This is a genomic window from Shewanella olleyana, assembly GCF_023283825.1.
Taxonomy (GTDB): domain Bacteria; phylum Pseudomonadota; class Gammaproteobacteria; order Enterobacterales; family Shewanellaceae; genus Shewanella; species Shewanella olleyana.
On record NZ_JAKILD010000009.1, the window covers coordinates 34195 to 58922 of the forward strand.

The 24728-nt window shown below is 41.0% G+C and carries 23 protein-coding genes; 8 read left to right on the forward strand and 15 right to left on the reverse strand.

What is annotated here, in order from left to right:
- The first annotated feature begins 59 nt into the window (after positions 1–59).
- The 3 genes from L2735_RS08060 (at position 60) to L2735_RS08070 (ending at position 2325) form a co-directional block, all read left to right on the forward strand.
- Positions 60–1022, forward strand: coding sequence for a hydrolase (locus tag L2735_RS08060; RefSeq protein ID WP_248984213.1), 963 nt, complete (start codon positions 60–62; stop codon positions 1020–1022).
- 18 nt (positions 1023–1040) lie between these two features.
- Positions 1041–1295 carry a YheU family protein gene (locus tag L2735_RS08065; RefSeq protein ID WP_248984214.1) on the forward strand — a complete coding sequence of 85 codons (255 nt, stop codon included), beginning with the start codon at positions 1041–1043 and terminating at the stop codon, positions 1293–1295.
- Between the two features lie 154 nt (positions 1296–1449).
- Positions 1450–2325 carry a phosphoribulokinase gene (locus L2735_RS08070; protein ID WP_248984215.1) on the forward strand — a complete coding sequence of 292 codons (876 nt, stop codon included), beginning with the start codon at positions 1450–1452 and terminating at the stop codon, positions 2323–2325.
- A 357-nt stretch (positions 2326–2682) separates the two neighbouring features.
- On the opposite strand, the gene L2735_RS08075 is transcribed toward L2735_RS08070, so the two are convergent.
- Positions 2683–3474 carry a tetratricopeptide repeat protein gene (locus tag L2735_RS08075; RefSeq protein WP_428848301.1) on the reverse strand — a complete coding sequence of 264 codons (792 nt, stop codon included), beginning with the start codon at positions 3472–3474 and terminating at the stop codon, positions 2683–2685.
- A gap of 376 nt (positions 3475–3850) precedes the next feature.
- On the opposite strand from L2735_RS08075, the gene crp reads away from it, so the two are divergent.
- The 4 genes from crp (at position 3851) to L2735_RS08095 (ending at position 6933) form a co-directional block, all read left to right on the forward strand.
- Positions 3851–4486, forward strand: coding sequence for a cAMP-activated global transcriptional regulator CRP (crp, locus tag L2735_RS08080; RefSeq protein WP_102529220.1), 636 nt, complete (start codon positions 3851–3853; stop codon positions 4484–4486).
- 86 nt (positions 4487–4572) lie between these two features.
- The gene (locus L2735_RS08085; protein WP_248984216.1) at positions 4573–4917 is read left to right on the forward strand and encodes a PepSY domain-containing protein; all 345 of its coding nucleotides are present in this window, start codon (positions 4573–4575) and stop codon (positions 4915–4917) included.
- A complete protein-coding gene (locus L2735_RS08090) occupies positions 4898–5572 on the forward strand; it encodes a response regulator transcription factor (RefSeq protein ID WP_248984217.1) in 675 nt (224 codons plus the stop codon). The genes L2735_RS08085 and L2735_RS08090 overlap by 20 nt, the downstream gene beginning before the upstream one ends.
- Positions 5569–6933: an ATP-binding protein gene (locus tag L2735_RS08095; protein ID WP_248984218.1), complete on the forward strand. Its 1365-nt coding sequence runs from the start codon at positions 5569–5571 to the stop codon at positions 6931–6933. Before L2735_RS08090 ends, L2735_RS08095 begins: the two co-directional genes overlap by 4 nt.
- A gap of 124 nt (positions 6934–7057) precedes the next feature.
- Here the strand turns inward: L2735_RS08095 and L2735_RS08100 are convergent, their stop codons facing one another.
- The 7 genes from L2735_RS08100 to L2735_RS08130 form a co-directional block, all read right to left on the reverse strand.
- Positions 7058–7858 carry a DUF1338 domain-containing protein gene (locus L2735_RS08100; RefSeq protein WP_248984219.1) on the reverse strand — a complete coding sequence of 267 codons (801 nt, stop codon included), beginning with the start codon at positions 7856–7858 and terminating at the stop codon, positions 7058–7060.
- Positions 7859–8202: 344 nt separating this feature from the next.
- A complete protein-coding gene (gene astD / locus L2735_RS08105) occupies positions 8203–9663 on the reverse strand; it encodes a succinylglutamate-semialdehyde dehydrogenase (protein ID WP_248984220.1) in 1461 nt (486 codons plus the stop codon).
- Between the two features lie 10 nt (positions 9664–9673).
- Positions 9674–10693: an arginine N-succinyltransferase gene (gene astA / locus L2735_RS08110; RefSeq protein WP_248984221.1), complete on the reverse strand. Its 1020-nt coding sequence runs from the start codon at positions 10691–10693 to the stop codon at positions 9674–9676.
- 111 nt (positions 10694–10804) lie between these two features.
- Positions 10805–12022 carry an aspartate aminotransferase family protein gene (locus tag L2735_RS08115; protein WP_248984222.1) on the reverse strand — a complete coding sequence of 406 codons (1218 nt, stop codon included), beginning with the start codon at positions 12020–12022 and terminating at the stop codon, positions 10805–10807.
- 336 nt (positions 12023–12358) lie between these two features.
- The gene (locus L2735_RS08120) at positions 12359–13501 is read right to left on the reverse strand and encodes an HDOD domain-containing protein (protein ID WP_248984223.1); all 1143 of its coding nucleotides are present in this window, start codon (positions 13499–13501) and stop codon (positions 12359–12361) included.
- A 174-nt stretch (positions 13502–13675) separates the two neighbouring features.
- Positions 13676–16159, reverse strand: coding sequence for a S9 family peptidase (locus L2735_RS08125; RefSeq protein WP_248984224.1), 2484 nt, complete (start codon positions 16157–16159; stop codon positions 13676–13678).
- A 142-nt stretch (positions 16160–16301) separates the two neighbouring features.
- Complete coding sequence (locus L2735_RS08130) at positions 16302–16874, reverse strand: anthranilate synthase component II (RefSeq protein ID WP_248984225.1); 573 nt, start codon at positions 16872–16874, stop codon at positions 16302–16304.
- 220 nt (positions 16875–17094) lie between these two features.
- Between L2735_RS08130 and L2735_RS08135 the strand changes: the two genes are divergently transcribed.
- Positions 17095–18408: a metallophosphoesterase family protein gene (locus L2735_RS08135; RefSeq protein ID WP_248984226.1), complete on the forward strand. Its 1314-nt coding sequence runs from the start codon at positions 17095–17097 to the stop codon at positions 18406–18408.
- A gap of 136 nt (positions 18409–18544) precedes the next feature.
- Here the strand turns inward: L2735_RS08135 and L2735_RS08140 are convergent, their stop codons facing one another.
- The 7 genes from L2735_RS08140 to hflK form a co-directional block, all read right to left on the reverse strand.
- Positions 18545–19018, reverse strand: a complete 474-nt coding sequence (locus L2735_RS08140; RefSeq protein WP_248984227.1) for a ClpXP protease specificity-enhancing factor — start codon at positions 19016–19018, stop codon at positions 18545–18547.
- A complete protein-coding gene (gene sspA, locus L2735_RS08145) occupies positions 19018–19647 on the reverse strand; it encodes a stringent starvation protein SspA (RefSeq protein WP_248984228.1) in 630 nt (209 codons plus the stop codon). Before sspA ends, L2735_RS08140 begins: the two co-directional genes overlap by 1 nt.
- 96 nt (positions 19648–19743) lie before the next feature.
- On the reverse strand, positions 19744–20442 hold the full coding sequence (locus L2735_RS08150) for a cytochrome c1 (protein ID WP_248984229.1): 699 nt from the start codon (positions 20440–20442) through the stop codon (positions 19744–19746).
- The gene (locus L2735_RS08155; RefSeq protein WP_055024957.1) at positions 20442–21656 is read right to left on the reverse strand and encodes a cytochrome b; all 1215 of its coding nucleotides are present in this window, start codon (positions 21654–21656) and stop codon (positions 20442–20444) included. Before L2735_RS08155 ends, L2735_RS08150 begins: the two co-directional genes overlap by 1 nt.
- Positions 21656–22246: a ubiquinol-cytochrome c reductase iron-sulfur subunit gene (petA, locus tag L2735_RS08160; protein ID WP_248984230.1), complete on the reverse strand. Its 591-nt coding sequence runs from the start codon at positions 22244–22246 to the stop codon at positions 21656–21658. Before petA ends, L2735_RS08155 begins: the two co-directional genes overlap by 1 nt.
- Before the next feature lie 398 nt (positions 22247–22644).
- Positions 22645–23535 carry a protease modulator HflC gene (gene hflC / locus L2735_RS08165; RefSeq protein ID WP_248984231.1) on the reverse strand — a complete coding sequence of 297 codons (891 nt, stop codon included), beginning with the start codon at positions 23533–23535 and terminating at the stop codon, positions 22645–22647.
- A gap of 3 nt (positions 23536–23538) precedes the next feature.
- Positions 23539–24696 (reverse strand): FtsH protease activity modulator HflK, encoded by a 1158-nt coding sequence (gene hflK / locus L2735_RS08170; protein ID WP_248984232.1) that lies wholly within the window; start codon positions 24694–24696, stop codon positions 23539–23541.
- Between the last annotated feature and the right edge of the window lie 32 nt (positions 24697–24728).

The window sequence follows — 24728 nt, forward strand, 5'->3', positions numbered from 1 at the left end:
CAACCAACATTTAAACACACGTTTGAATATTAACAAACTATTGCACATTAAATACCCTTATGAAGAAGCTTTTCTCTCCACCTTGGTGGGCTGTAAGTGCCCATGTCCAAACGATTTTACCTGTGTTTTTCAAAGTGGACAAACCAGAAGTCACCCGACAGCGTCAAGAGCTCGTTGATGGTGATTTTGTCGATTTAGACTGGGTTGGAGAAGCGATTAATGGCCAACCTATACTGGTCATTTTGCATGGACTTGAAGGAAGCAGCGACTCGCACTATGTTCGTCGAATGCTGCAAACAGCCAAAGATAATGGCTTATGCGCTGTAGTGCATCATCATCGTAGTTGTTCTGGTGAGCCCAATCGACTTGCTCGCAGCTATCATAGCGGTGACACCCAAGACATCCACTTCACTCTGTCTCAATTAAAACAACAGTACCCTGACTCACCTCTTTATGCGGTAGGTTATAGCCTAGGTGGTAATGTATTAGCCAAATATCAGGGTGAACAAGGTAGCAATAGTGTGCTGGAAAAAACCATCATCGTTTCCGCGCCATTATGTTTAGCTGCCTGCGCTAAAAAATTAGAAAATGGGTTTTCAACGGTGTATCAACAGCATTTAATTAAGCAGTTACAAGATAAAATGCAAGCCAAAGTGGCAGAATCCCATTTAGCCAGTAAGATGCCTGTAACTGCTAATGAAATTACCAACTTAAAAACCTTCCACTTATTTGACGACCAAGTCACTGCGCCATTGCATGGCTTTAGTGATGTATTTGATTATTACGAACGAGCCAGTGGTAAACCTTTTTTAAAAAACGTGCAAAAATCGACATTAGTGATCCATGCTCAGGATGACCCATTCATGACCGATGCAGTTATTCCTTCGGCAGAAGAAATGTCGAGTCATGTAGAATATGAATTACACCAAAACGGTGGCCACGTTGGCTTTATCTCTGGCGGCGTCCCTTGGAGACCCACTTTTTATTTAGAGTCTCGCATCATCCAATTCATCAAAAGTTAAGTTATTAAGAGTTAATTTATGCTAATTCCCTATGAAGCACTGCTGCAATTACCACAAGACACCTTTAACAATCTGATTAAAGAGTACTTATTAACCCAAGTTGAAGACGGCTCTTTCGGCATGTTAGATGATCAACAATTAGCCACCGCTATTGAAAAATGTAAACAGTCACTTAAACAAGGCGAGCTTAAAGTAGAATTTAGTGAAGAAGATGAATCCATTGCCATAAGGCATAAAGATCACATCATTTACCCTACTGCGGAGCAGGATTAGCATTGTAAGATTGACCTCAACCGATTCAGCCCGTATAAATAGAGTCTGTTTTTCTTCAAGTTTAATCATGAAAGTGTTAACGATGAGCAGAACGATAAAACACTGAACTGTCTCAGTTATTTAGCTAATTTCACGTTTGATCTAGGTAGGATAAATGTCAACTAAACATCCCATAATCGCTGTTACTGGTTCTTCTGGAGCCGGCACAACAACAACGACAACTGCATTTACTCATATCTTTCGTCAGCTCGGCATCAATGCTGCTTTTATCGAAGGGGACAGTTTTCATAACTTCACCCGTGCAGAAATGGAAGTATTGATCCGTAAGTCTCAAGCTGAAAACCGCAACATTAGCTATTTTGGGCCTGAAGCGAATAACTTTGTCAAACTCGAAGAATGCTTCCAAAGTTATTCAGAAACGGGTCAAGGCCAAACCCGTAGTTATCTTCATACATTTGATGAAGCAGTACCATTTAACCAAATGCCTGGTACGTTCACTCAATGGCATCCGTTACCTGAAAATACCGACATGCTTTACTACGAAGGTTTGCATGGCGGTGTTGTTACTGAAGACGCTAATGTCGCTCAACATGTTGATTTATTGATAGGCATGGTACCTATTGTCAATTTGGAATGGATTCAAAAAATTATTCGAGACACATCAGATCGTGGCCATAGCCGTGAAAAAGTCATGGGCTCGATTGTGCGCAGCATGGATGATTATATTAAGCATATGACGCCACAGTTTTCCCGCACTCATATTAACTTTCAGCGCGTTCCTACCGTTGATACTTCAAACCCATTTAGTGCTAAAGACATTCCTAGCCTAGATGAAAGCTTTGTTGTTATTCGTTTTCGCGATATTAATAATGTCGACTTCCCATATTACCTCAGCATGATTGATGGTTCATTCATGTCTCGCGTCAACACTTTGGTGGTTCCCGGTGGCAAGATGTCATTAGCAATGGAACTGATCTTAACGCCATTGATTAAAGAGCTGATGCACAAGAAAGCTGCTGAAAACGCCTAAACCTCATCGTTAGATGTGATCTGAGGATTACCGTTGATTAGTTGTTACTGTTTAAGTTTGTTTTAAGCCATGAGGATTATCATTCTCAGTATCGGGACTTCAGGCGAAAGAACGATAGTTGATGTGCTCATGGGTGTTAATTCCCCCATATTTATCTGTTAGCGCACTTGGGCATATCAGCAAACCTAATTCTTCTCTTTAATCCCCCTCAGCCAGCCTCAATCTTTAGTGCAATCTATCATTTGAGTGCAACCTATCATTTAAGTACCTTCTCCACTTTAAAGCACTGAATAAGTTTTAGGCATAAATTAAAAAACGGCCAATTGGCCGTTTATAGAGTGGAAAGTTATTGCTGAGTTAATTCATTAAAGGAATGATTTCTCGATAAGCTTGGCGTTGACGATATTGTTCAAGTCGCATAATAAATTCATCACTGAGGGCAACTTCAGGATCTTGCTTTAATGCTTCAATCGCTTTTTGTTGGGTATCCACAGCCAATTCAAATTGCCCCATCTCAGCATAGCCAGCTGCAAGGTTATCTAAATTGGTTGGATCATTAGAATTATTTTCTAGTAGTTGTAGCGCTAACTCTACTGCACGAGAACCATCACGATACTGAGCTTCGGGACAAGTCGCTAAAATCCAAGCTACATTCCCTAGTGCTATCGTATCGCCCACTTGATTAAACTGCTCTAGCGCTTTGCCGCAGTTACGTTCAACACCATCGCCACCAGCAGAATAAATGAAGCCTAAACGAAAATGTGCTCGTTGATCACCTTGTTCAGCCAGTGTTTTATACCACTGTTCAGCCACTTCAAGATTTCTTGGCAGCAACTCGCCTTCAAATGATAAGTCAGCAATGGTTTGCTGAGCTTTGATATGGTCTTGTAATGCAGCTTGCTCGACCCAATAAAGTCCTTGCTCAGTATCTTGGTCAAGAAAACGCCCAGCCAAGTTCATTAGTCCTAACAAAAACTGTGCATCGGCGTTACCCTCTGCAGCTCTTAATTGAATATGAACCAGTTTCGAATCAGCTTGTGACTCTAATGAAGCAGGTATTGAAAAGGCATGAACAGGCGTCACTGCCCCGCCAAGCATTAACAGCGAGCAGGCAAGCCCTATATTTAATAGCTTTTTAGAATATTTCAAATCAACCCCTACTACTCAACTTCACTTTGATAATCGGATTAACAATAACTATCAATTGGCCCTTTTACAATAATGAAAACCTTATAAAATATGAAAATCCGAGTAAATAAATCAATCTAGCGCACAAAAATCAAACAAAATATGTATTTTTTAATGGCTTAATGACTTGCCAAATAATTTAACAGCCACTAAATTAGATTGACACAGTTAACTAAAGTAGCAAAAATAAATCTTAAATTTAATAAGTTAATAGTGTCTTTGTTGTATTTTTCGTAATGTTAAACTCGATCTTCATCAAGGTTTTGCAGCTACAACTCAAGTACAATTACTTTATTAGATAGTCCTTACTTTCATTTTATCAATCGAGGAAATAAACATGGCTCTGATTGGCAAGCCTAAACCTGATCCAACTTTGGAGTGGTTTCTTTCACACTGTCACATCCATAAATACCCAGCGAAAAGCACCTTGATACACGCAGGTGAAGAATCTGACACACTTTACTACATCGTTAAAGGTTCAGTCGCTGTATTGATTAAAGATGAAGAAGGTAAAGAAATGATCCTTTCTTACCTTAATCAAGGTGATTTCATCGGTGAACTTGGTTTATTCGAAGAGCAAGCTGAACGTACAGCTTGGGTTCGTGCAAAACAGCCATGTGAAATTGCAGAAATTTCTTACAAGAAATTCAAGCAACTGATTCAAGTTAATCCTGAAATCCTTATGAAGTTAACCGCTCAAATGGCTTACCGCTTACAAAGCACCAGCCAAAAAGTCGGTGATTTAGCTTTCCTAGACGTTGCCGGACGTATTGCTCAAACATTATTACATCTAGCTAAGCAGCCAGATGCAATGACTCACCCAGATGGCATGCAAATTAAGATCACTCGTCAAGAGATTGGTCAAATTGTTGGTTGTTCGCGTGAAACTGTTGGCCGTATTTTAAAAATGCTTGAAGAGCAAAGCCTTATTCAAGCACACGGTAAAACTATAGTCGTATATGGTACTCGTTAAGTTAAGCTTCAGCTTGATTTAAGAGTAATTAATTAAAGTGATAATTAGTCAATCTAGTTATCACTTTTTTTATGGGAGTCGTTCCAATGAGGCTGCTGCCAGCGCTTTTTCTCTGTTTATTTGCATCTACTCTCAGCCCATCATCACATGCATTAACAAACGAACTTCAACATGATGAAGTTCAACGCTTGGTCACATCTGGTAGCATTCGTTCACTTGATTATTCCCTTACTTTACTTGCACAATACTGTCATGGTGAATTAATTGATGCCAGCCTCTATCAAGAGGACGACAAATGGCGTTATGATTTACAATTGAAGTTAAAAAAAGGGCATATCATCCATTTAAATATTGATGCGACAAATGGAATGCCAGAGTCTATTGACCAACTACCAAGTGAATGCCAAATAAATGAAACTGCTACTCGTTGAAGATAATACCCTTTTAGTTGCCGAACTCGAGAAACAACTTAAACAAGCTGGTTATGTTACCGATGTCACTGACAAAGCTGTTGAAGCAGACTATTTAATTAAAGAAACCCAATATGACTGTGTCATTTTAGACATTGGCCTTCCTGATGGTAATGGATTAACCCTGGTTCAGTCTTGGCGTGAAAAAGGCATTGATACCCCTGTTATCATGCTAACTGCCCGCAGCCAATGGCACGAAAAAGTCGAAGGCTTTAATGCTGGCGCAGACGACTACCTTGGCAAGCCATTCCATGCTCAAGAGCTACTTGCTCGCGTTCAAGCACTTATCCACCGTGCCCACGGCCGTCTTAATACCTCATCAAAACAATTGAGCTATGGCGGCATTACGTTAGATGAAGCGGAACAAAGAGTGCACATTGGTGAGAACCACTATGAACTGACTGCGATGGAATTTCGATTATTAAAAATCTTCCTCATGTCGCCCAAAAAATTACTCTCAAAAGCTCAGCTGACAGACAAGCTTTACCAATTTGATGATGAAAAAGAGTCGAACGTGGTAGAGGTTTACGTAACACATCTACGTAAAAAGCTCGGTAAAACGGCCATTGAAACTCGCCGCGGCCAAGGATATATCTTTCACGGCATCGTGGAATGATATCAATCCGCAGTAAGCTAAGTCTTTGGCTTAGTGCGCTCATTATTATTGCGACAGTCATTGGACTCATTTTATTTGAGTCCATGCTTCGCCAAGCCTTTCATGATTCGATTATCAATCGCCTCGAAGAAGATTTAGAACACATCATCATGGCCAGCCATATCAATGCTGGTGAAATCATTATCGATCAAAATGAGCTTTCTAGCTTTTACAAACCTGCTTATTCTGGGCGTTACTTTCAATTTAACTCCGAAAACCAAATCATTCGCTCGCGCTCTTTATGGGATGCACAGCTAGATATTGAATTACTTGCTCAAAATCAAACCCGAGTCTGGCAAGCCAAAGGGCCAAAAAATAATGATATGCAGTTACTGTCTATCGGCATTGGCTCCACCAGCGGTAAAAAGGTAGCGACCTTAACCGTTGCACAAGATTTAAGTATTGGCCGGCGTGTGTTCAGTGAAGTGTTTGGCACTAAGCTGGCCATTAATATAGCCATGTTACTGGCGATGATTGGCGGTATTTTTATTATTATCAGGCAGTCCTTTAAGCCCGTTAAGTCGATTCAAGACTCCCTTGCTAAATTAAGACAAGGTGAAATAAATTCCCTTGAAATAAACCAAATCCCGGTAGAGATAAAACCGTTAGCAGAAACCTATAACGAGCTATTAGATTACACAGCGAATCAAATTGAGCGTAGCCGTAATAATTTGGGGAATTTAAGCCACGGATTAAAAACGCCACTCGCTGTGATGCAGCAGCAAGTTGAAGTTTTGGGATTATCTAACCCTGAAACAGCTGAAGCGATGCAGCAACAGCTTGATCAAATTCGTAATATGATTGAGCGAAAACTAGCAGCAGCGAGAATAACGGGGGATATGCTACCAGCAGCGCAAATGGTTATCCCACGAGATTTCGAAGCGCTTACGAGCACCCTAGACAAAGTTCATCATCATAAACATATAGAGTGCTCAGTGAAGGTGATTGAAAATATCAACCGATTACCTATCCACAGAGAAGATGGCATGGAGCTATTTGGCAACCTGCTAGATAATGCTTATAAGTGGGCTGAATCACATATTGTTGTCGATATCACCGCTATCGAGGTTGGCAATAGCCAAACGCTGAGCCTGACCGTAGAAGATGATGGTCCTGGTGTGAATGATGATCAGTTAAGCCAGTTAACTAATCGGGGCAAACGCTTAGATGAGGCTGTTATGGGCCATGGACTTGGCTTATCCATCGTTAAAGAGATAATAGAACAATATGGGTACACTCTGACATTTAGCAGCTCAGAGCGCTTAGGAGGCCTTAGCGTGACAATTGTGTTTACTAATCCTAAGGTCATGACAAGCAGCTAATTCAAATCAATAAAAAGCCCAAGTCATCTTTAACTAATTGGTATTAAAGGCGACTTGGGCTTTTTAGAATTGAACTATGAGCTAAAAACTCAATATATCTTTACCCTCAAGCACAATTACTGGCTTATCCAGCCGCATTAGTACTTTCAAAAATCTTATCGGCAGAAGCAGCAACAAAACCTGTATACAAATTACCATCAGCCATTGGGTAACGACGAGCAAACTCGTAAAAGCAAGTCGGGATTTCTAATTCACCATCTTCAAAGCTCACCATCATTCTGTCAGCCATTGTTGATGATTGTTCAAGTAATACTGCTGCAGAACCTTTAACTTCACCGCCTGAAGTATTCAATTTAAAACCTGCACCTTTTAGCGCGTCATTCACTGATTCAATTTGATTAAAATCAGCTAGCTCATTAATTGAAACAGTAAAGTGATTCGCACGATATCCAATAGCAGCAACCCACGCAGCATATTCACTTTCAGCTAACAGAGTCTTATAGTCTGCAAGATTAACATTCCAGTGACGACCCGAATACAAGAAGTTATCCGCTTTGGTATCGGCCACATCAACTTGGTCAATTAAGCCATGGATAATAGCTTGAGCTTCTGCACTAAACTCTTCAACTAACAGCTCAGAAATGAACACTTTTGGTTGTTTAGGATCTGGATGCTCAAAGTGCTTTGCAATTAGCTTCTTTTGCTCAAAATTGTAATCACCACAAGCAACATAGCCAATCGACTCAAAATGTTGAGCTAATACTGACAAATTCACTTTAGCAATATTAAATGTTCTCAAAGCAATATGATCATTAATGATCGGCGAGCCTTTACTGAGCAACTTATGAATACTGTCTGCTGATGGTGTCATGTTGATATAGTCTTGCCACAAAGCAGCAAACAGAGCATTTACGTCGGTATGCATAATAAAATCCTTCTTTATAAAAAAGGCAATGACTGAGGGACTGCTGAGCTTTCAAGGTTGTTTTTGCAGCGAATTGTTGGCCATTTTTACAAGGCAGAGACTTTGTCGTGTAGTTATTCTACACAAACAGTCGATAACGCAGTAAAAATGGCCAACAAACGCTGCCCAAAGGGTTCGGCTAAAAACGTTTTACTCTTTGTTGAATGCATCTTTTTAAATAAAGAGTTGCTTAGATGACTAGGCATCAATCCATTCGCCTCAATTAAAACGTTTTTAACTCGAACAAAATTCAACCAACAAAGTTCAACAGGCCCTTGTCATTGCCTTAGTAGCGTTTGGTTATGTTAGATTGAAAGCCCTGGGCTTAAGTTTGCTGGCAAGCTAACACTGTCAGCTTCCACTGAAGCAACAGGGTAAGCACAGTAATCAGCAGCATAGAATGCACTTGCACGATGGTTACCTGAAGCGCCAACACCACCAAATGGAGCTGAACCTGAAGCGCCTGTAATTTGCTTATTCCAGTTAACGATACCGGCGCGAATACGTGCTAAGAAGTAATCATAATCTTCACGGCTGTCAGCTAGAATACCAGCAGATAAGCCATAACGAGTGTTATTCGCCATATCAATGGCTTGATCAAACTCTTGATATCTAACTAGCTGTAGCAATGGTCCAAAGTATTCTTCATCTGGCAATTCAGCGATTTCAGTCACATCAATTAAACCAGGTGACACTAGGCCAGTACCCGCTTCAACATGAGTTAACTCAACTAAAGATTGTCCGCCTAGTGCTTGAAGCTCAGCTTGAGCTGCAATCATGCCTTTCGCAGCACCTTCAGAAATCATCGACCCCATAAACGGTTGCGGCTGGGCATTCCAGCTACCTACTTTGATTTGCTTAATCGCAGCAATTAACTGCTCAATTAACGCATCACCAGCACCGCCTTGTTCGATATAAAGACGACGAGCACAAGTACAACGTTGACCAGAAGAGATATATGCCGACTGAATAATGTCATGAACAGCCGCTTTAGTATCTTGAACATCTTTGATGATTAATGGGTTATTACCGCCCATTTCAAGCGCTAAAATTTTGCCTGGGTGGCCGGCATATTGTTGATGCAATAAGTGACCAGTGCGTGAACTGCCGGTAAAGAACAAACCATCAATCTGTGGGTGTGAAGCTAATGCTTTACCCGTTTCAAGCTCACCTTGAACAAGGTTAATCACCCCTTGTGGCAATCCTGCTTTATCCCAAAGCTTAAGCATTTCTTCGGCAACTTTTGGCGTTAACTCCGATGGCTTAAATACTACTGTGTTACCCGCAAGTAATGCAGGAACAATATGGCCATTAGGTAAATGACCAGGGAAGTTATAAGGACCAAATACCGCAACAACACCGTGAGGCTTGTGACGCAATACTGCACGGCCTGCAGGGATATCGTTAGTTTCAGTTCCTGTACGCTTATCGTGCGCCGCTGCTGACAAACCAATTTTGCCGATCATCGCGCCAACTTCTGTGGCGGTTTCCCATTGTGGTTTACCCGTTTCTTGGGCGATAACTTCTGCAAGTTCAGCTTTATTAGCTTCAAGCTCACTGCGGTAAGCTTCAACAATGGCAAGGCGGGCTTCATAACCCAACATAAACCAATCAAACTGCGCTGCACGGGCTGCATCAATTGCCGTATTAACCTGTGCTGCAGTAGCCGTTTTACCACTCCAGATAACCTCACCGTTAGCTGGGTTAACTGATGTTACTTCATGACCTTCGCCATTAGACCATTGGCCTTTAATAAATTGTGTCATTTGTGCTGTCCTAAAGTTCTAGTACGCGAATTGGGTCGCCATTAGCCACTTTCAATGCTTCTGCCAACTCTGGGTTTAGCGTGACTTTGTCATGTTTATCTGACACCTTTATTTTTGCTGCTGTCGCGCGGTAATCCGCGAGCAATGTATTGGCAACAATGTACTGGTGATCTGCATGTGGCATTTTTCCGATAGTCACAGTAAGTTCTCTGCTTTGCTGAACAGAACGAATATCGTTCAGCGCACACTCAACTGTTGGACCACCGTCAAAAATATCGACGTAATTTCTAAATTTAAAGCCTTCTGCTTGAAGCAGTTTCAATGCAGGTTTGGTGTTGCGATGAACTTCACCAATCACCTTCTGCGCTTTTTTAGGCAATAGGCAAACATGAATTGGGCTTCGCGGCATCATTTCAGCCATAAAAGCTTTTTTGCCAAGACCTGATAAATAATCAGCTTCAACAAAGTCGATACCGAGGAAATGATCTTGTAACCATTCATAAAAAGGCGAATCGCCCTTTTCATCACTCACACCGCGCATTTCCGCAATAACAGTGCTACCGAAACGTTGTGCATGTTGCGCTAAAAACAAAAAGCGAGAACGTGACAACATGCGGCCGTTATAACCGCGGCGGTATTCTTTGTTCAAAAATAAAGTGCACAATTCCGCTGCGCCAGTGTAGTCATGGCACAAAGTCAGGGTTTCAACTTCATTACGAACTGAGATTTGCTTTGAATGATAAACTTCAGTACCTAAACGGTAATGATAAAAGGCATCTTCCATTCCAACAGCTGCTTCGATACCACAGGTACCGACAACTTCATTGGTTTTCAGATCTTCAAGCACCATCAAATAACCTTCATCAAAAGGTTTTTCAACTTGCTTGGAAAAAGAGGCTTCTGCACGAGCGATTTTCGATCGCAGTAGCTCTTCATTGACAGGCAAGGAAGTAAATCCATGTCCTGATTCAACAGCTACTTTGTATAGAGCATCGTAATCACTGGCGCGAATTGGTCGAATGATTAGCATCAAACTCTCCTAAATAACACCAAATAAAGTAAAGCTGATAAGGTAAAAGCTTCACTTCATTGGTTACCCAAACAAAAAAGCGCAACCATAATGGCTGCGCAATCTTATCGATTAACCTGCAACTACTTTAGCTACAGCACGTTCAAAACGCGCTAAACCTTCAGCAATATCAGCTTCTGGGATCACAAGAGAAGGAGCAAAACGCACAACGTTAGCACCAGCAATAAGGCTCATTAAACCTTCTGCAACTGATGCAACTAGGAAGTCACGGCTACGACCAGCGTATTGTTCGTTAAGTACTGCGCCAAGTAACATACCTTGACCACGCACTTCTTCAAATACATTGTATTTTGCGTTAATAGCCGCTAAACCATCACGGAATAACTGTTCACGATGCTTAACACCATTAAGTACTTCTGGCGTGTTAACCACATCCATTACCGCGTTACCAATAGCACAAGCTAGTGGGTTACCGCCGTACGTAGAACCATGAGTACCAATTTTTAAATGTGCAGCAATTTTAGCTGTGGTTAGCATGGCTGCAATTGGGAAACCGCCGCCTAATGCTTTAGCACTGGTTAAGATATCAGGCACAATATCAGTACCCATGTAAGCAAATAGCTCACCAGTACGACCAACACCAGTTTGTACTTCATCAAAAATAACTAACGCATCATGTTTATCAGCTAATGAGCGAACGGCTTTTAAGAACTCTGGGTCGCCATTGATAATGCCGCCTTCGCCTTGTAGAGGCTCAAGCATGATCGCACAAGTGTTATCAGAGATTACCGCTTCTAAAGCTGCAATATCATTGAATGGTACGTGAGTAACACTTTGTGGCTTAGGACCGAAACCGTCAGAGTAAGCCGCTTGGCCGCCAACTGTAACAGTGAAGAAAGTACGGCCGTGGAAGGCTTTATCAAATGCAATGATTTGATCTTTTTGTGGGCCGTGGTTTTCAAGGGCGTAACGACGAGCAAGTTTTAACGCAGCTTCGTTTGCTTCAGCACCAGAGTTGGCAAAATAAACACGCTCAGCAAACGTGGCATTAACTAACTTGGTTGCTAGCTCTAGAGCAGGCTCGTTAGTCATCACATTTGAAAGATGCCAAAGTTTCTCACCTTGCTCTTTAAGCGCGCCAACTAAAGCTGGGTGACAATGACCTAAACAGTTCACTGCAATACCACCAGCAAAGTCAATAAACTCGTTGCCTTGTTGATCCCATACTCGGCTACCTTCACCGCGAACAGGAATTACTGCTGCAGGCGCATAATTAGGCACCATGACTTCATCAAATTGGGCACGTGTTAAGTTCATTTCAACGCTCATTACTTTTCGTCCTTTGGTTAATAAGTGATTTTTAAATCACTCTAGTCCGCTGTCTATATTGATTTTGGTTTAGTATCGCAGCGGTTGCTTGTCTAACTTGAAGGACATTATTAGCTAAATTGTGATCAAAATACCAGTTTTTAGCTGTTAACTATTCATTACTGAAATGATTAGTGAATAAAGAGTGATAAAAATGCGCATACAAAGTGCTTATTTTGCTAAATCTAAGCATAAATAGTCATAAAAAAAGTTATTTGAGCTCAAATCACCTAGCTATTCATCAAAAATGCATAACTACACAGGTAAATTAAGCCCAAGAATCCTCAATAACCGTGATTAAACCAGGTCGAGTTTGCGATAGTTTTGTGCTTTTAGCCTGATAAGTTCTTGCTCTGTAAATTCATAATAATCAAACATGACACGCTTTTCTTGTGGCTCAATGAGGCGGGATTCTTCAAGTAATAACACTTTAGCAAAGCAACTTGCTTTAGCGACGATGGCACTTTCAGGCGAGAACTCGCTGAAATGATAATTAAAGTCTAGCTCTTTTAGTAATTGGGTCAGTTTACTGTTTTCAAACTCAAGTAAATCCAACATTTGCCAGTTAAGCTGCTCACCATGAGACATCACCTTGGCAAACACTTCACTCGCTGGAAACTCCGATGCCATCACTGCGTCATAAAGGTGCTTATCCCCTTTAGCACTGGTTTCTCGAAGCCAAGTGCCCCATGTTTTCTCAAACTGTCTCGCACTGGCATTTAAAATCGTCGCACTACCCAGCTGTTTCATTAATGAAGCGCTATAAACCAATGCCACATCTTTTTCGTGCAATACCGCCAAAGCTTTAGCTGCAATAGCCGTCATCATGCTGTATCGCCATAATTTTCTTGTGGTCCACACAAGATTTGCATTGCCAGCAGGTAACCAATTACGCAGGCAAAAATAAGGCACCACAGCTTGTAGATTTTCAATACCGATATAATTCAACACTAGTTTGATGTCAGTAACCTTAATTTCAGAGCGTTGAGGTCTTCTATGGCTCGAGGCGGGACTATTAATTAAGTTTACTAAATCGGTATACAACCAAGAGATATTTTCGACTAAAGGACGGATACGGCGCAGATCAGGGTCTTTATTTAGTAATAAGTCGAGCAGAAAAACTTGTGATTCAGCTAAGCCTGATTGTTCAAGCATTTGTTTGGGCGAGCTTAATTGATGCTCTAAGCCATTCATTACTGTTACGGTTAATTGCTCAGAGATCCGCTTCAGCACATGTTGCGCTTTAGCTTGCTCTTCCATACGTGCTTTAATGGCTTGGCGTTCGACTTCTAGCTTGTTGGCCACATCTTCTAGTTGTTTATCACGATCATCAAATTGTTGGGTCAGTTTCTCTTTCCCTACGATAAGTTGCTTATATAACCGATTTTCAACTTCGATGACCTTTCCAGGTCTGACTCCACCCGCTACCGACACTGCCACTACTGCTTACCTTTAACCCTGATACATATATTGATGATAATAAATGATATCGGCCGCTTTATGTAACAATTGATAGTCATTATATAAAAACAGGCCAATAAAAAAGGCTTCCAGTGGAAGCCTTTTTACCTCTCAATAGATTCATCTCTTTATGAAGCTATCAATTAGCAGTGATTATTTAAGTTCTTGTTCAAACAACTTATAAATACGACGATACTCATCTAACCAACTTGATGGCTGTCTAAACCCATGTGGTTCAACAGGGTAAATTGCCGTTTCGAACATTGGCTTTTCAAGTTCAATTAAGCGCTGTACTAAACGAACGCTATCTTGGAAGAACACGTTATCGTCTAATACACCACTCATGATCAATAGTGGCTTTTGTAAGCCTTGTGCATGTTCGATAGGCGAACTACGCTCGTAGGCAATAGGATCCACATCAGGCGTATTCAAAATGTTTGAGGTATATGGCGCGTTATAGTGAGCCCAGTCGGTTACAGGTCTTAATGCTGCACCAGCTTGGAATAGCTCAGGTTCATTGAATAAAGCCATAAACGTTAAGAAGCCACCGTAAGAGCCACCGTATGTTCCAACCTTAGCGGCATCAACATTAGTGTTCTTCGCCATCCAACTTACACCGTCTTTTAAATCTTCAACTTCAGGATGGCCCATGTTGCGGTATACCGCGGTGCGCCAATCACGGCCATAGCCTTTAGAGCCACGATAATCCATGTCCATGACTACATAGCCTTGTTGCGTTAACAGGTTATGGAACATGAACTCGCGGAAGTATCCTGAAAAACCATTATGAGCATTTTGTAAGTAGCCTGCTCCATGGTTAAAAATAACCGCTGGGTATTTGTCTGCGTTCGCCGCATCGTACCCTTGAGGTAAGTAAACTCTTGCGTAAATATCTTTCGCACCATGGCTTGAAGGCACTTTAACGACTTGTGGAGCCTGCCAAGCATAATTGCTAAATGCTTTGCTGGTGTATTGAGTCAATTGCTTAAGTTCGCCACCAATAGGTTGAACATATAGCTCATTTGGTTTTATTGCCGTAGAAGCGGTTAATAGAAGCGATTGAGCATCTGGGCTTAATTCATAATCTAAGGTACCCGTCCATTGTGTAAGCTGCTCAGTTTTGCCTGTAGCGACTTCAACTCGGTATACATTGTAAGTGCCTGGATGATCTTTATTAGCACGATAATAGAGATGGCTAGCATCTGGTGATAATGTCACTTGATCAACGACAAACTCACCATTAGTTAATGCTGTCGTTTTACCAGCAGACTTAAGATATAGCTGAGAAAAACCAGACTCTTCTGATAGATAATAGAATTTATCAGTACCCGTTACCCAGCCAAATTGATTGAAAGTGTAATTAACCCAAGCATCATCATGCAAGCGATGCTCAGTGGTTAGTTTACCACTGCTAAGATCGACACTGGCGATCCAGCGATCTTTATTATCAACAGCTTCCATCATCACTAATAATTGATTATCAGTGTCATGCCAGCGTATTGCACTTTGATTCCAGCCCCAGTCTTGCATTAACTGAATAGCGCGCGGCTCAGACTTACTTTTGTAACTCTCACCTTGAGCTTTAGCATTTTCCGCTTTAACCGATGCCAGTACATCTTCATCAAAGCCGGTTAAACCTTCTATGGTGATGTCTTTTTTAACATGGTCAACTAAGTCTAATAAGACTAATCGCTCACCTGGATTGCTGTCTTCTGCAACTCTTGCTCTAGCTGGTACGGCATCAACATAGCCATCTTTACCAAGGTAGTTCGGCATGATGTCGTGCTCAGCGCGCCAGCTATAGCTTTTGTCTGCTAATGACACGACTAAGTAACGTCCGTCTGCCGATAAACTCATTTCACTGACTTTTTCACTGTCACCTAAGTACCAGGTTTTGGCAGCAAAAGTTGGGTCTTGAGCAGCTAACTCATCGGCGTACTCAGCACGAGTTTTACTCTTGTCATGTTGCAAAGCCACATACGCAATCAAACGATGCTGTTGCTTAGCAATATATGATTCAGGGTCTTGAACACCTTTTGGTGCTTTCGCCATTTGTATATCAGCTAACTGCTCGGTCATGCCTGTAGCTAAGTGCAATTTAAATACACTATTACCTTGCATGTAGGCGATATCACCTGACGTTAAAAATTTAACCTCATCGACAGCATTGTTTTGACGAGTTAACTGCTTTATTTCGCCGTTAGCAAGCTGTTTAACGAAAATATTACCTTGATAAATATAGGCTTTTTGAGATTTATCAGCGTTAAAAACACCATGCTTTTGATCCGCTAAATGCAACTGATTCAGCTTAAGAATGGTCGCTTGAGATTGATTAATATCTTGATGATATATGTCAGCAATAGGCGATTGATGCTCTTGGCGACTAAAATACACTGACTGGCTATCGTCTGACCAATAAGCATTTTTCGCTAGCAGTCCCATCCAATCAGGGTTTGCCATAATTTGATTGAGAGTCAGTGGTTGCTCTGCTTGAGGCGGCATAGCAAATGGAACTGTTGCGCTGGCTGATTGATTCGTTACCGTTGAAGTTTCGCTGTTGCTTGCAGTAGCGCTGCAACCTGAAATAATTGCGAGAGTAAGCGCGCTCAGAGCGGCATTTCGCAGTAGCCTGGTCATATTAAATCCCTTGTCATCAAAGATGAATGATATTTTCTCGCCTAAACGTTAAAAAGTTTGGCGAGTGCTTTTATTATTGGCCTTTTATATCACAAATATTGACAATGTTTGTGGGGATTTATCGCTTAAGTTGTAACAGAAGTTAGCTATGGGTAAGAAAATTATTTAATAGCTCATGACCTTGTTCAGTCAAAATGGCTTCTGGGTGAAATTGCACCCCAAAAATAGGCAGAGTTTTATGGCTTATTGCCATGATTTCACGACCATGAACAGGGTCGTCAAACCAAGCGTCTAATTGGAAGCCTTCAGGCAGAGATTCAACTAATAAAGAGTGATAACGAGTGACTGTAAGCGGTTGGTTCAACTGTTGAAACAAGCCATCTCTATTGTGGGTAATCGAACTGGTTTTACCATGCATAACGCGTTTGGCTTTGATGACTTTAGCACCAAAAACTTGAGCGATAGCTTGATGGCCTAAGCACACACCTAATAAAGGCAATTTACCTGCAAAATGGGCGATAGCCTCCAGAGAGATCCCTGACTCATTTGGTGAGCAAGGGCCTGGGGAGATAATGAGATGACTAGGATTAAGGGCTTCGATTTCACTAATAGTAATCTGATCATTTCGCTTAACCAGGATCTCAAAACCTAAGTGCTGAAAATATTGCACTAAGTTAAAAGTAAATGAATCATAGTTATCAATCATTAACAGCATTAAACGTCCCAACACTTATATTGCTATATTTATATTCAATCGTTCAATTTAGACGAGCAGTAATGCAACTGCTATCGATGACGAGCTAGAAGTCGCGGATAATAGCATAGCTTGTTAGCTCAATTAAGTTTTTAGCACTCAGGGAGAATTAATCAGCTGTAACGATAAATTGCTGAGTTATAATAACGACCTATTATTATCCTGCTTCTAGGTTTTAACCATGCACAGCCACAAGATAACAATCGACAATACTAGCCTATATTTTATAGGGGATGTATACGGCCGATTAGACAAATTAAATGACCTATTAGTAGAAATTGATTTTGATATCGATGATCCAGAATCGAGCATTCAATTTGTTAAGCTGGTTTTTTGTGGCAATTTAATCGCTGCTAATACTGGCGAGAATATAGAACATATCGCCTTACTGACTTTAGTAAAAAACATGGTCGATAAAGGCTTTGCTTATTGTCTGCTAGGCAGTAATGAATTTGAAGTAATAGGTTGGAGTAAACACCATCCCATTACTGATAAGCCATACTTACCAGAAACTGTCACTGAAAATCTAAACGATCTGAACCAGCAAAGACCGTTATTTTTACAAGAGTTTGCTCAAGGAGACGAACAGCTATTTAAATGGGTCGATTGGTTTATGGCATTGCCTATTTATTTAGATTTTGATCATATTCGAGCCATTCACGCTTGCTGGGATAACAATGTAATCAATGAACTCAATCCTTACTTGTCTATAAAAGAACATGAGGGACATGTTAGCGATAAAAATGCAGCATCTGCATCACAAGGTCACTCTCACCAGAATGTAAATTTGATTGCGGCTAATAGCTTATCTCAACAATTTTGGCCTGCAGCATTTGATGCTACACATCCATTATCATCCTTGATGACAAGCTGTTTAAATTATCCAGATTTTGAGCTAACAGAGACTCACCCACACCAAAAATTATCGATACCAGTGGTAATTGGTCATTATCCTCAAGACAGTTTTCCAGATATTCAAAATGAGCATTTAGTCTGTGTAAATTACAATGCAGGAACTGAAGATTATCCTTTAGTCAGTTTTGCTTGGCATCAGGGGCGAAAGAAATCTATTGAAGTGGATTCTGCTGAAAACGCCAAGTTAAGCTTAGGGGAGTTTTGTTTTATTGATCAGCCATCGGCAGATGAGCATATAGCCTACGGAGTCGAAAGCTTATTTGAAGGACTAGTTAAACTGTTACCTGAGCCTACAATCGATCAATCTTCATTTGAGCAGTTAACATCAACAGTGATTCATTGTGTCTGTTTTGATTGGGATCCATTAGAGCTTAATCAAACGATGCACAGTCGTCACCCATATGCCTCTCTGATAGAACCAATTACATTATTGGCACTATCCCAGGACTCTAGGCAGCTGTCAGCTTACCTTGCTGTGATTGCACGTTATCAATTAGAGACTGAAAGTGACAACCTAGAAAACCGTTGCCTGAAAATCGCATTTAAACTTACCCGTCTTGCAAAGACTTATCTCGACTGATAAACCGGACCCAAGCTTTAATCACTAATTAGTAATTACTAGGTAATAAAAAACCAGTCACTTTTCAATGACTGGTTTTTTTATGAATCAGACTCACGCACTACACAGTTACTTAACGACAGTTACTTAACGACAGTTACTTAACGACTGTTAGATGCGCGCGTCCTTTTGGTTTTTCAGAATTGCTTGTAGGCTTTTCTTCTGTCACTTCAGTTTTTTCTGTTGTTTCAACTGCTGAGAAAGAGCGTGGCGCTGGAGATAAGTCTTCTGACTCATCTTCAGGCATATAAGCATCTTCCATATCAAACACAGTGCCAGCTCCATTTTCGCGCGCATAAATCGCAACGATTGCAGCCATAGGTAAAACAACTTGCTGAGGTACACCACCAAATCGAGCATTAAACTCGACAAATTCATTGGTCATTTGTAAATTGCCCACTGCACCGCCAGCAATGTTAAGTACGATTTGACCGTCCTTAACAAACTCTTGAGGTACTTGGGTGCCTTTTACAAATGCATCCACAACAACATGTGGGGTAAAGTGATTATCCATCAACCACTCGTAGTAAGCCCGCAACAAATATGGACGGTTAGGTGTAATCGCTTTCATTACATACCCATGCGCATTTCGCGCTCAACCTCAGTTAACGATGCTTTAAATGATTCACGCTCAAAAATGCGTGTCATGTAAGCATGGATATCTTTAGATGTACGAACATCTAAGTTGATACCTAACTCAGGTAAACGCCATAATAACGGACCTAAGTAACAATCAGCTAAGCCGAATTCTTCACTCATGAAGTATGGCATTTCTGCAAATACTGGTGCTAAAGCAACTAAGCTTTCAGTTAACTCTTTACGAGCTGCGTCAGCTTTATCACCTTTACGAATACGATCAACTAGTACATACCAGTCAGTATCAATACGGTGCATCATTAGACGGCTTTGGCCACGAGCAACCGGATATACAGGCATTAATGGAGGATGAGGAAAACGCTCATCTAAATATTCCATAATAATACGAGATTCATACAGAACTAATTCACGATCAACTAGAGTCGGTACTGAGTTGTATGGATTAACATCCAATAACTCTTGAGGTTTCTCACTAGGTTCTACCTGCAATACATCAACAGTTACACCTTTTTCAGCCAAGACGATACGTACTTGGTGGCTATATAAATCATCGGCACCAGAAAAAAGTGTCATGATAGAGCGTTTGTTGGCAGCTACAGCCATTGTTACCCTCCAGTAAAACGGAAAAAACAAAACAAACGAGGGGCAAAGCCCCTCGTTTAAAGTATGCGAATAATGTATTTTACCCGTTATTCGTGTCTAGTGCACATCTTTCCAGTATTCTTTCTTCAACAAGTAAGCAACGATGAAGAAAATAAACAAGAATCCGAGTACCCACCAACCCAAAGCTTCACGTTCAAGCTTCACTGGATCTGCAGAATATGCAAGGAAACCAGTAATATCGCGAACCGCTTGGTCATACTCTTCGGCGTTCATTGAACCGCCAGTTGTCACATACGTACCATCTTCTTGTTTTACAGGGATACCCTGTAAATCTTCAAGAACATGTGGCATACCCACTAAAGGGAATACAGTGTTATTCACACCAAATGGACGACTTTCATCTTTATAAAAGCCTTTTAGGTATGAATACACCCAATCTTGTCCACGTACACGAGCAACTAACGTTAGATCAGGAGCTGCTGCGCCAAACCACTTTGCAGCATCTGCAGGTGGTATTGCGTTTTCCATCAGCTCGCCAATTTTAGCGTCAGTGAACATGTACTTTTGACGCATGTCATCTACTGAGATATCTAAATCTTCAGCGACACGACCATAGCGTTGGTACTGAGTGCTGTGACAGCCAGAGCAATATTGTTGGAATAAATTCAAACCACGCTCTAAAGACTCTTTATCGTGAAAGTCTACATTGGCACTTTCTAAATGAACATTGCTGCCACCTGCTGCAATAGCAAGTGATGGTAACAATGTAACTAATGCAATTAATAACTTTTTCATTAGTGTGTCACCCTCGTAGGAACCGGTTTTGTCTTTTCATTTTTACTGTAAACCCACAGCGCAACGAAGAAGCCAAAATAAGTAAGTGTAAAGATACGAGCCGCAATAGTTAATGTTGGTGTTGCAGGAACAGCACCTAAGTAACCAAGGATTAAGAAAGACACAGTAAATTGTGCAATGTTAATCTTGTGGATCAGTCCACGGTAACGGATAGACTTCACTTTACAGCGATCTAGCCAAGGTAGTACGAACAACACAGCAATCGCAAGACCCATACCTACAACACCTAATAACTTGTCAGGAATCGCACGTAAGATTGCGTAAAACGGTGTGAAGTACCAAACCGGCGCAATATGTTCAGGTGTCTTCATTGGGTTAGCCGCTTCAAAGTTTGGCTTTTCAAGGAAGTAACCGCCACCTTCAGGCATAAAGAACAACACATAGCAGAACACGATTAAGAAACCGGCCACACCCATGATGTCTTTCACTGTGTAATAAGGGTGGAAAGGAATAGCGTCTACTGGCCATCCGTTTTCATCTTTATTCTTCTTAACTTCAACACCATCTGGGTTATTTGAACCCACTTCGTGTAATGCAATTAAGTGAAGGAAAACAAGTACAACAAGTACTAATGGCAGAGCAATAACATGCAATGCGAAGAAGCGGTTTAGCGTAGCACCAGAAACAACATAGTCACCACGGATCCACAATGTTAGGTCATCACCAATAAAAGGTATTGCACCAAACAATGAGATAATTACCTGTGCGCCCCAGTAAGACATTTGTCCCCAAGGTAGCAAGTAACCCATAAAGGCTTCAGCCATTAATACAAGGAAAATCAACATACCGAATAACCAAAGTAATTCTCTTGGCTTTTGGTAAGAACCGTAGATAAGGCCACGGAACATATGAAGATAGACCACCACAAAGAATGCGGAAGCACCGGTGGAATGCATATAACGGAGTAACCAACCGTATTCAACATCACGCATGATGTATTCAACTGAAGCAAAAGCTCCCTCAGCCGTTGGTACGTAATTCATGGTTAACCAAATACCGGTCAGTAATTGGTTAACTAAAACAAGTAGTGCTAATGAACCAAAGAAATACCAGAAGTTGAAGTTCTTTGGAGTTGGATATTGACCAACGTGACGATTATAAGTCGCTGTCATTGGGATGCGAGCATCAATCCAATCTACGATATTCTTAACCATTATGCAGCTCCCGTATCTACACCGATGAGTACCGTGCCATCATCAACATATTGATGCGGAGGGACTACAAGGTTTAATGGTGCAGGTACACCCTGGAATACACGACCAGCCATATCAAATTTAGAACCATGACATGGGCAGAAGAAACCAGCAGTTACACCTTCTACTTGCTCACCAAATGAATCTGGTAAGTAAGTTGGTGAACAACCTAGGTGAGTACAAATACCTACAGCAATGAAGAATTCAGGCTTGATTGAGCGTGCAGGGTTAGCTGCATAATCAGGCTGTTGTAATTCTTCAGAGGCTGGATCGCGTAATTGGCCATCCAATTTAGGCAGTTCGCTCAGAATTGCATCTGTTCGACGTACAACCCATACAGGTTTGCCACGCCATTCAACACGAATTAATTGACCTGGCTCTACTTTACTAATATTAACTTCAACCGGTGCACCTGCAGCTTTCGCTTTAGCGCTCGGATTCCATGACTTGATAAAAGGCACCGCTACAGCGACGGCACCAGCTCCACCTACTACGGCGGTTGCGGCTGTCAGGAATCTGCGGCGTCCGGTATCGACTGGCGCATTGCTCATCCACTTATCTCCCAGAGGGTGTTGGAATTCTTATATTTTAATAACTTAGCAACATTAGAATCACTAATCGCTAAATCTATACTTTGAGGCGGGGCTCATTATAGCGAAAAATTAGAACCAGATCATAGTAAAACACACAACTAAGTTGCGGGATTTGTATGTTTTTTTTATCAAGCTTAAAAAACGAGCAAGCATTTTTACACTTTAGGAACAAAATATGCAGAAGTGATTTTTATAAACTACTGTAAATTAATAACATTTAATGAAATATTATTAATCTAAATTAGTCTTGACTGATTAATCAACTCAAACCTTATAAATTCAATTTATTTGAATAAAAAAGTCCAGGCATAAAAAAACCCGGTATAAACCGGGTTTTTATTCAAGTAAATTAGAATTTACTTGCCATCAATTGACTTCATGTACTTGAAGAAATCACTATCTGGTTCCAATACCATCACATCACTGTTGCCAGCAAAACTTTCTTTGTAGGCTTCTAAGCTACGTAAAAAACCATAAAATTCAGGATCTTTGTTGAATGCATCTGCATAAATTTTAGCAGATAGTGCATCACCTTCACCTCGAATGGTCAGTGCTTTACGTTCAGCTTCAGCAACTTTTACCGTTACATCAGCATCAATCGTTGCACGAATGATTTCAGATTGCTCTTTACCTTGTGCACGATGCTCTTTTGCAACAGCTTGACGCTCTGCGCGCATACGTTGGAAAATACTGCTACTCACATTTGCTGGTAAATTGATTTGCTTAACACGAACGTCAACCACTTCAATACCCAGATCCTGTGAACTTTCAGCTGCATTTTCTAATGCGTCATTTTGCAGTTCATCACGTTTGCCAGAAACAATTTCTTTAATGGTGCGACGACCAAACTCAGTACGTAAATCATTATTGATTTTACGCTGTAGTAAGTCTTCTGCAGTCACTATGTTTCCGCCACCCGTTGAAAGGTAGAAGGTTTCAAAGTCTTTAATACGCCATTTAACGTATGAATCAACCATCAAATCTTTCTTTTCAGAAGTCACAAAACGGTCAGCTGCACCATCTAGAGTTTGAATACGCGCATCAAGGTATTTAACCTTATCGATAGCAGGAATTTTAAAATGAATCCCCGGTGCAAGCACACGAGTAACAGCTTCGCCATTTACATCATCTTTTAAAATTTCACCAAAGCGAGAAACAATGGCACGTTCGCCTTCATTTACTACCATCAAAGATGAAAAGCCAACACCTAAAAGAATGACTAAAATAATCAGTCCAAATCTACCCATAAGTTAGTCCCTCCCTTGGCGAGAACGAGCTTCGCGAGTTTGGCGGCCATCAAGCGGCATTGAAGAATCAAACGAATTATTTGAAGGGGTATTGATGTGCGTTTCTGCAACAGGCTCAACCTCTTTATTCTTGGTTTGATTATCCATCATTTTATCTAAAGGCAAATACATTAAGTTACCACTGTTCTTGGTATCAATAAGTACCTTATTCGTGTCAGCCATAACTGCTTGCATTGCATCTAAATAAAGACGCTTACGAGTCACTTCTGGTGCCATTTTATACTCAGGTAATAGTTGTTCAAAACGGGCAACTTTACCTTGGGCTTCTAACACTTCACGTTGTTTATAAGCACTTGCTTGCTGCGCCATACGTTCAACTTGACCACGTGCTTTAGGTTCAATTTCACGAGCATAAGCTTCTGCCTCACGAATGAAACGTTGCTCATCCTCTTGCGCAGAAATTGCATCATCAAAAGCATCTTTAACTTCTTCTGGCGGACGCGCAGGTAAGAAGTTGACGTCTTGAATTGATAAACCTAATTTGTATGGCTCAAGAATACGTTCTAGTTCAGACCATGTATCACGACGAATGGCATCACGACCAGTGGTCAGGATGTCATCCATTGTGTTATGGCCAATCACATAACGTAAAGCACTATCAGTTGCCTCTCTTAAACTTGCATTGGCATCAACAGCGCTGAACAAATATAAATATGCATCGTCTACGCGGTATTGAACATCTAGCTCAACTTTAACCAAATTTTCGTCAGATGTTAGCATGCTGCCAGAAGATGGAATCGATCGAACTGCTTTAATGTTCACAGGAAAAACTTCATCAATAAATGTTGCTTTCCAATGTAAACCAGGTCCAACTTCGCCTGAGTGCTGTCCGAATCGTAAGGTCACCCCACGTTCTGCTTCTTTAATGGTATAAAAACCTGAAGCTCCCCATACCAACAAACCAATAACTAAAACAACAATAATGCTGGTTGAGTTAAATGAAGGGCTTGAAGATCCACCTGAACCACCTTTACCACCGCCAAAGCGCTTTGAAAGATTACGAAATACTTCGTCTAAATCTGGTGGGCCTTTATCGTTACCGTTTTTGTTTCCCCAAGGGTCTTTATCTTTTCCCTTGTTACCGGGCTCATTCCAAGCCATTTAGCACTCCATAAGTGGATGAAATAAATGTT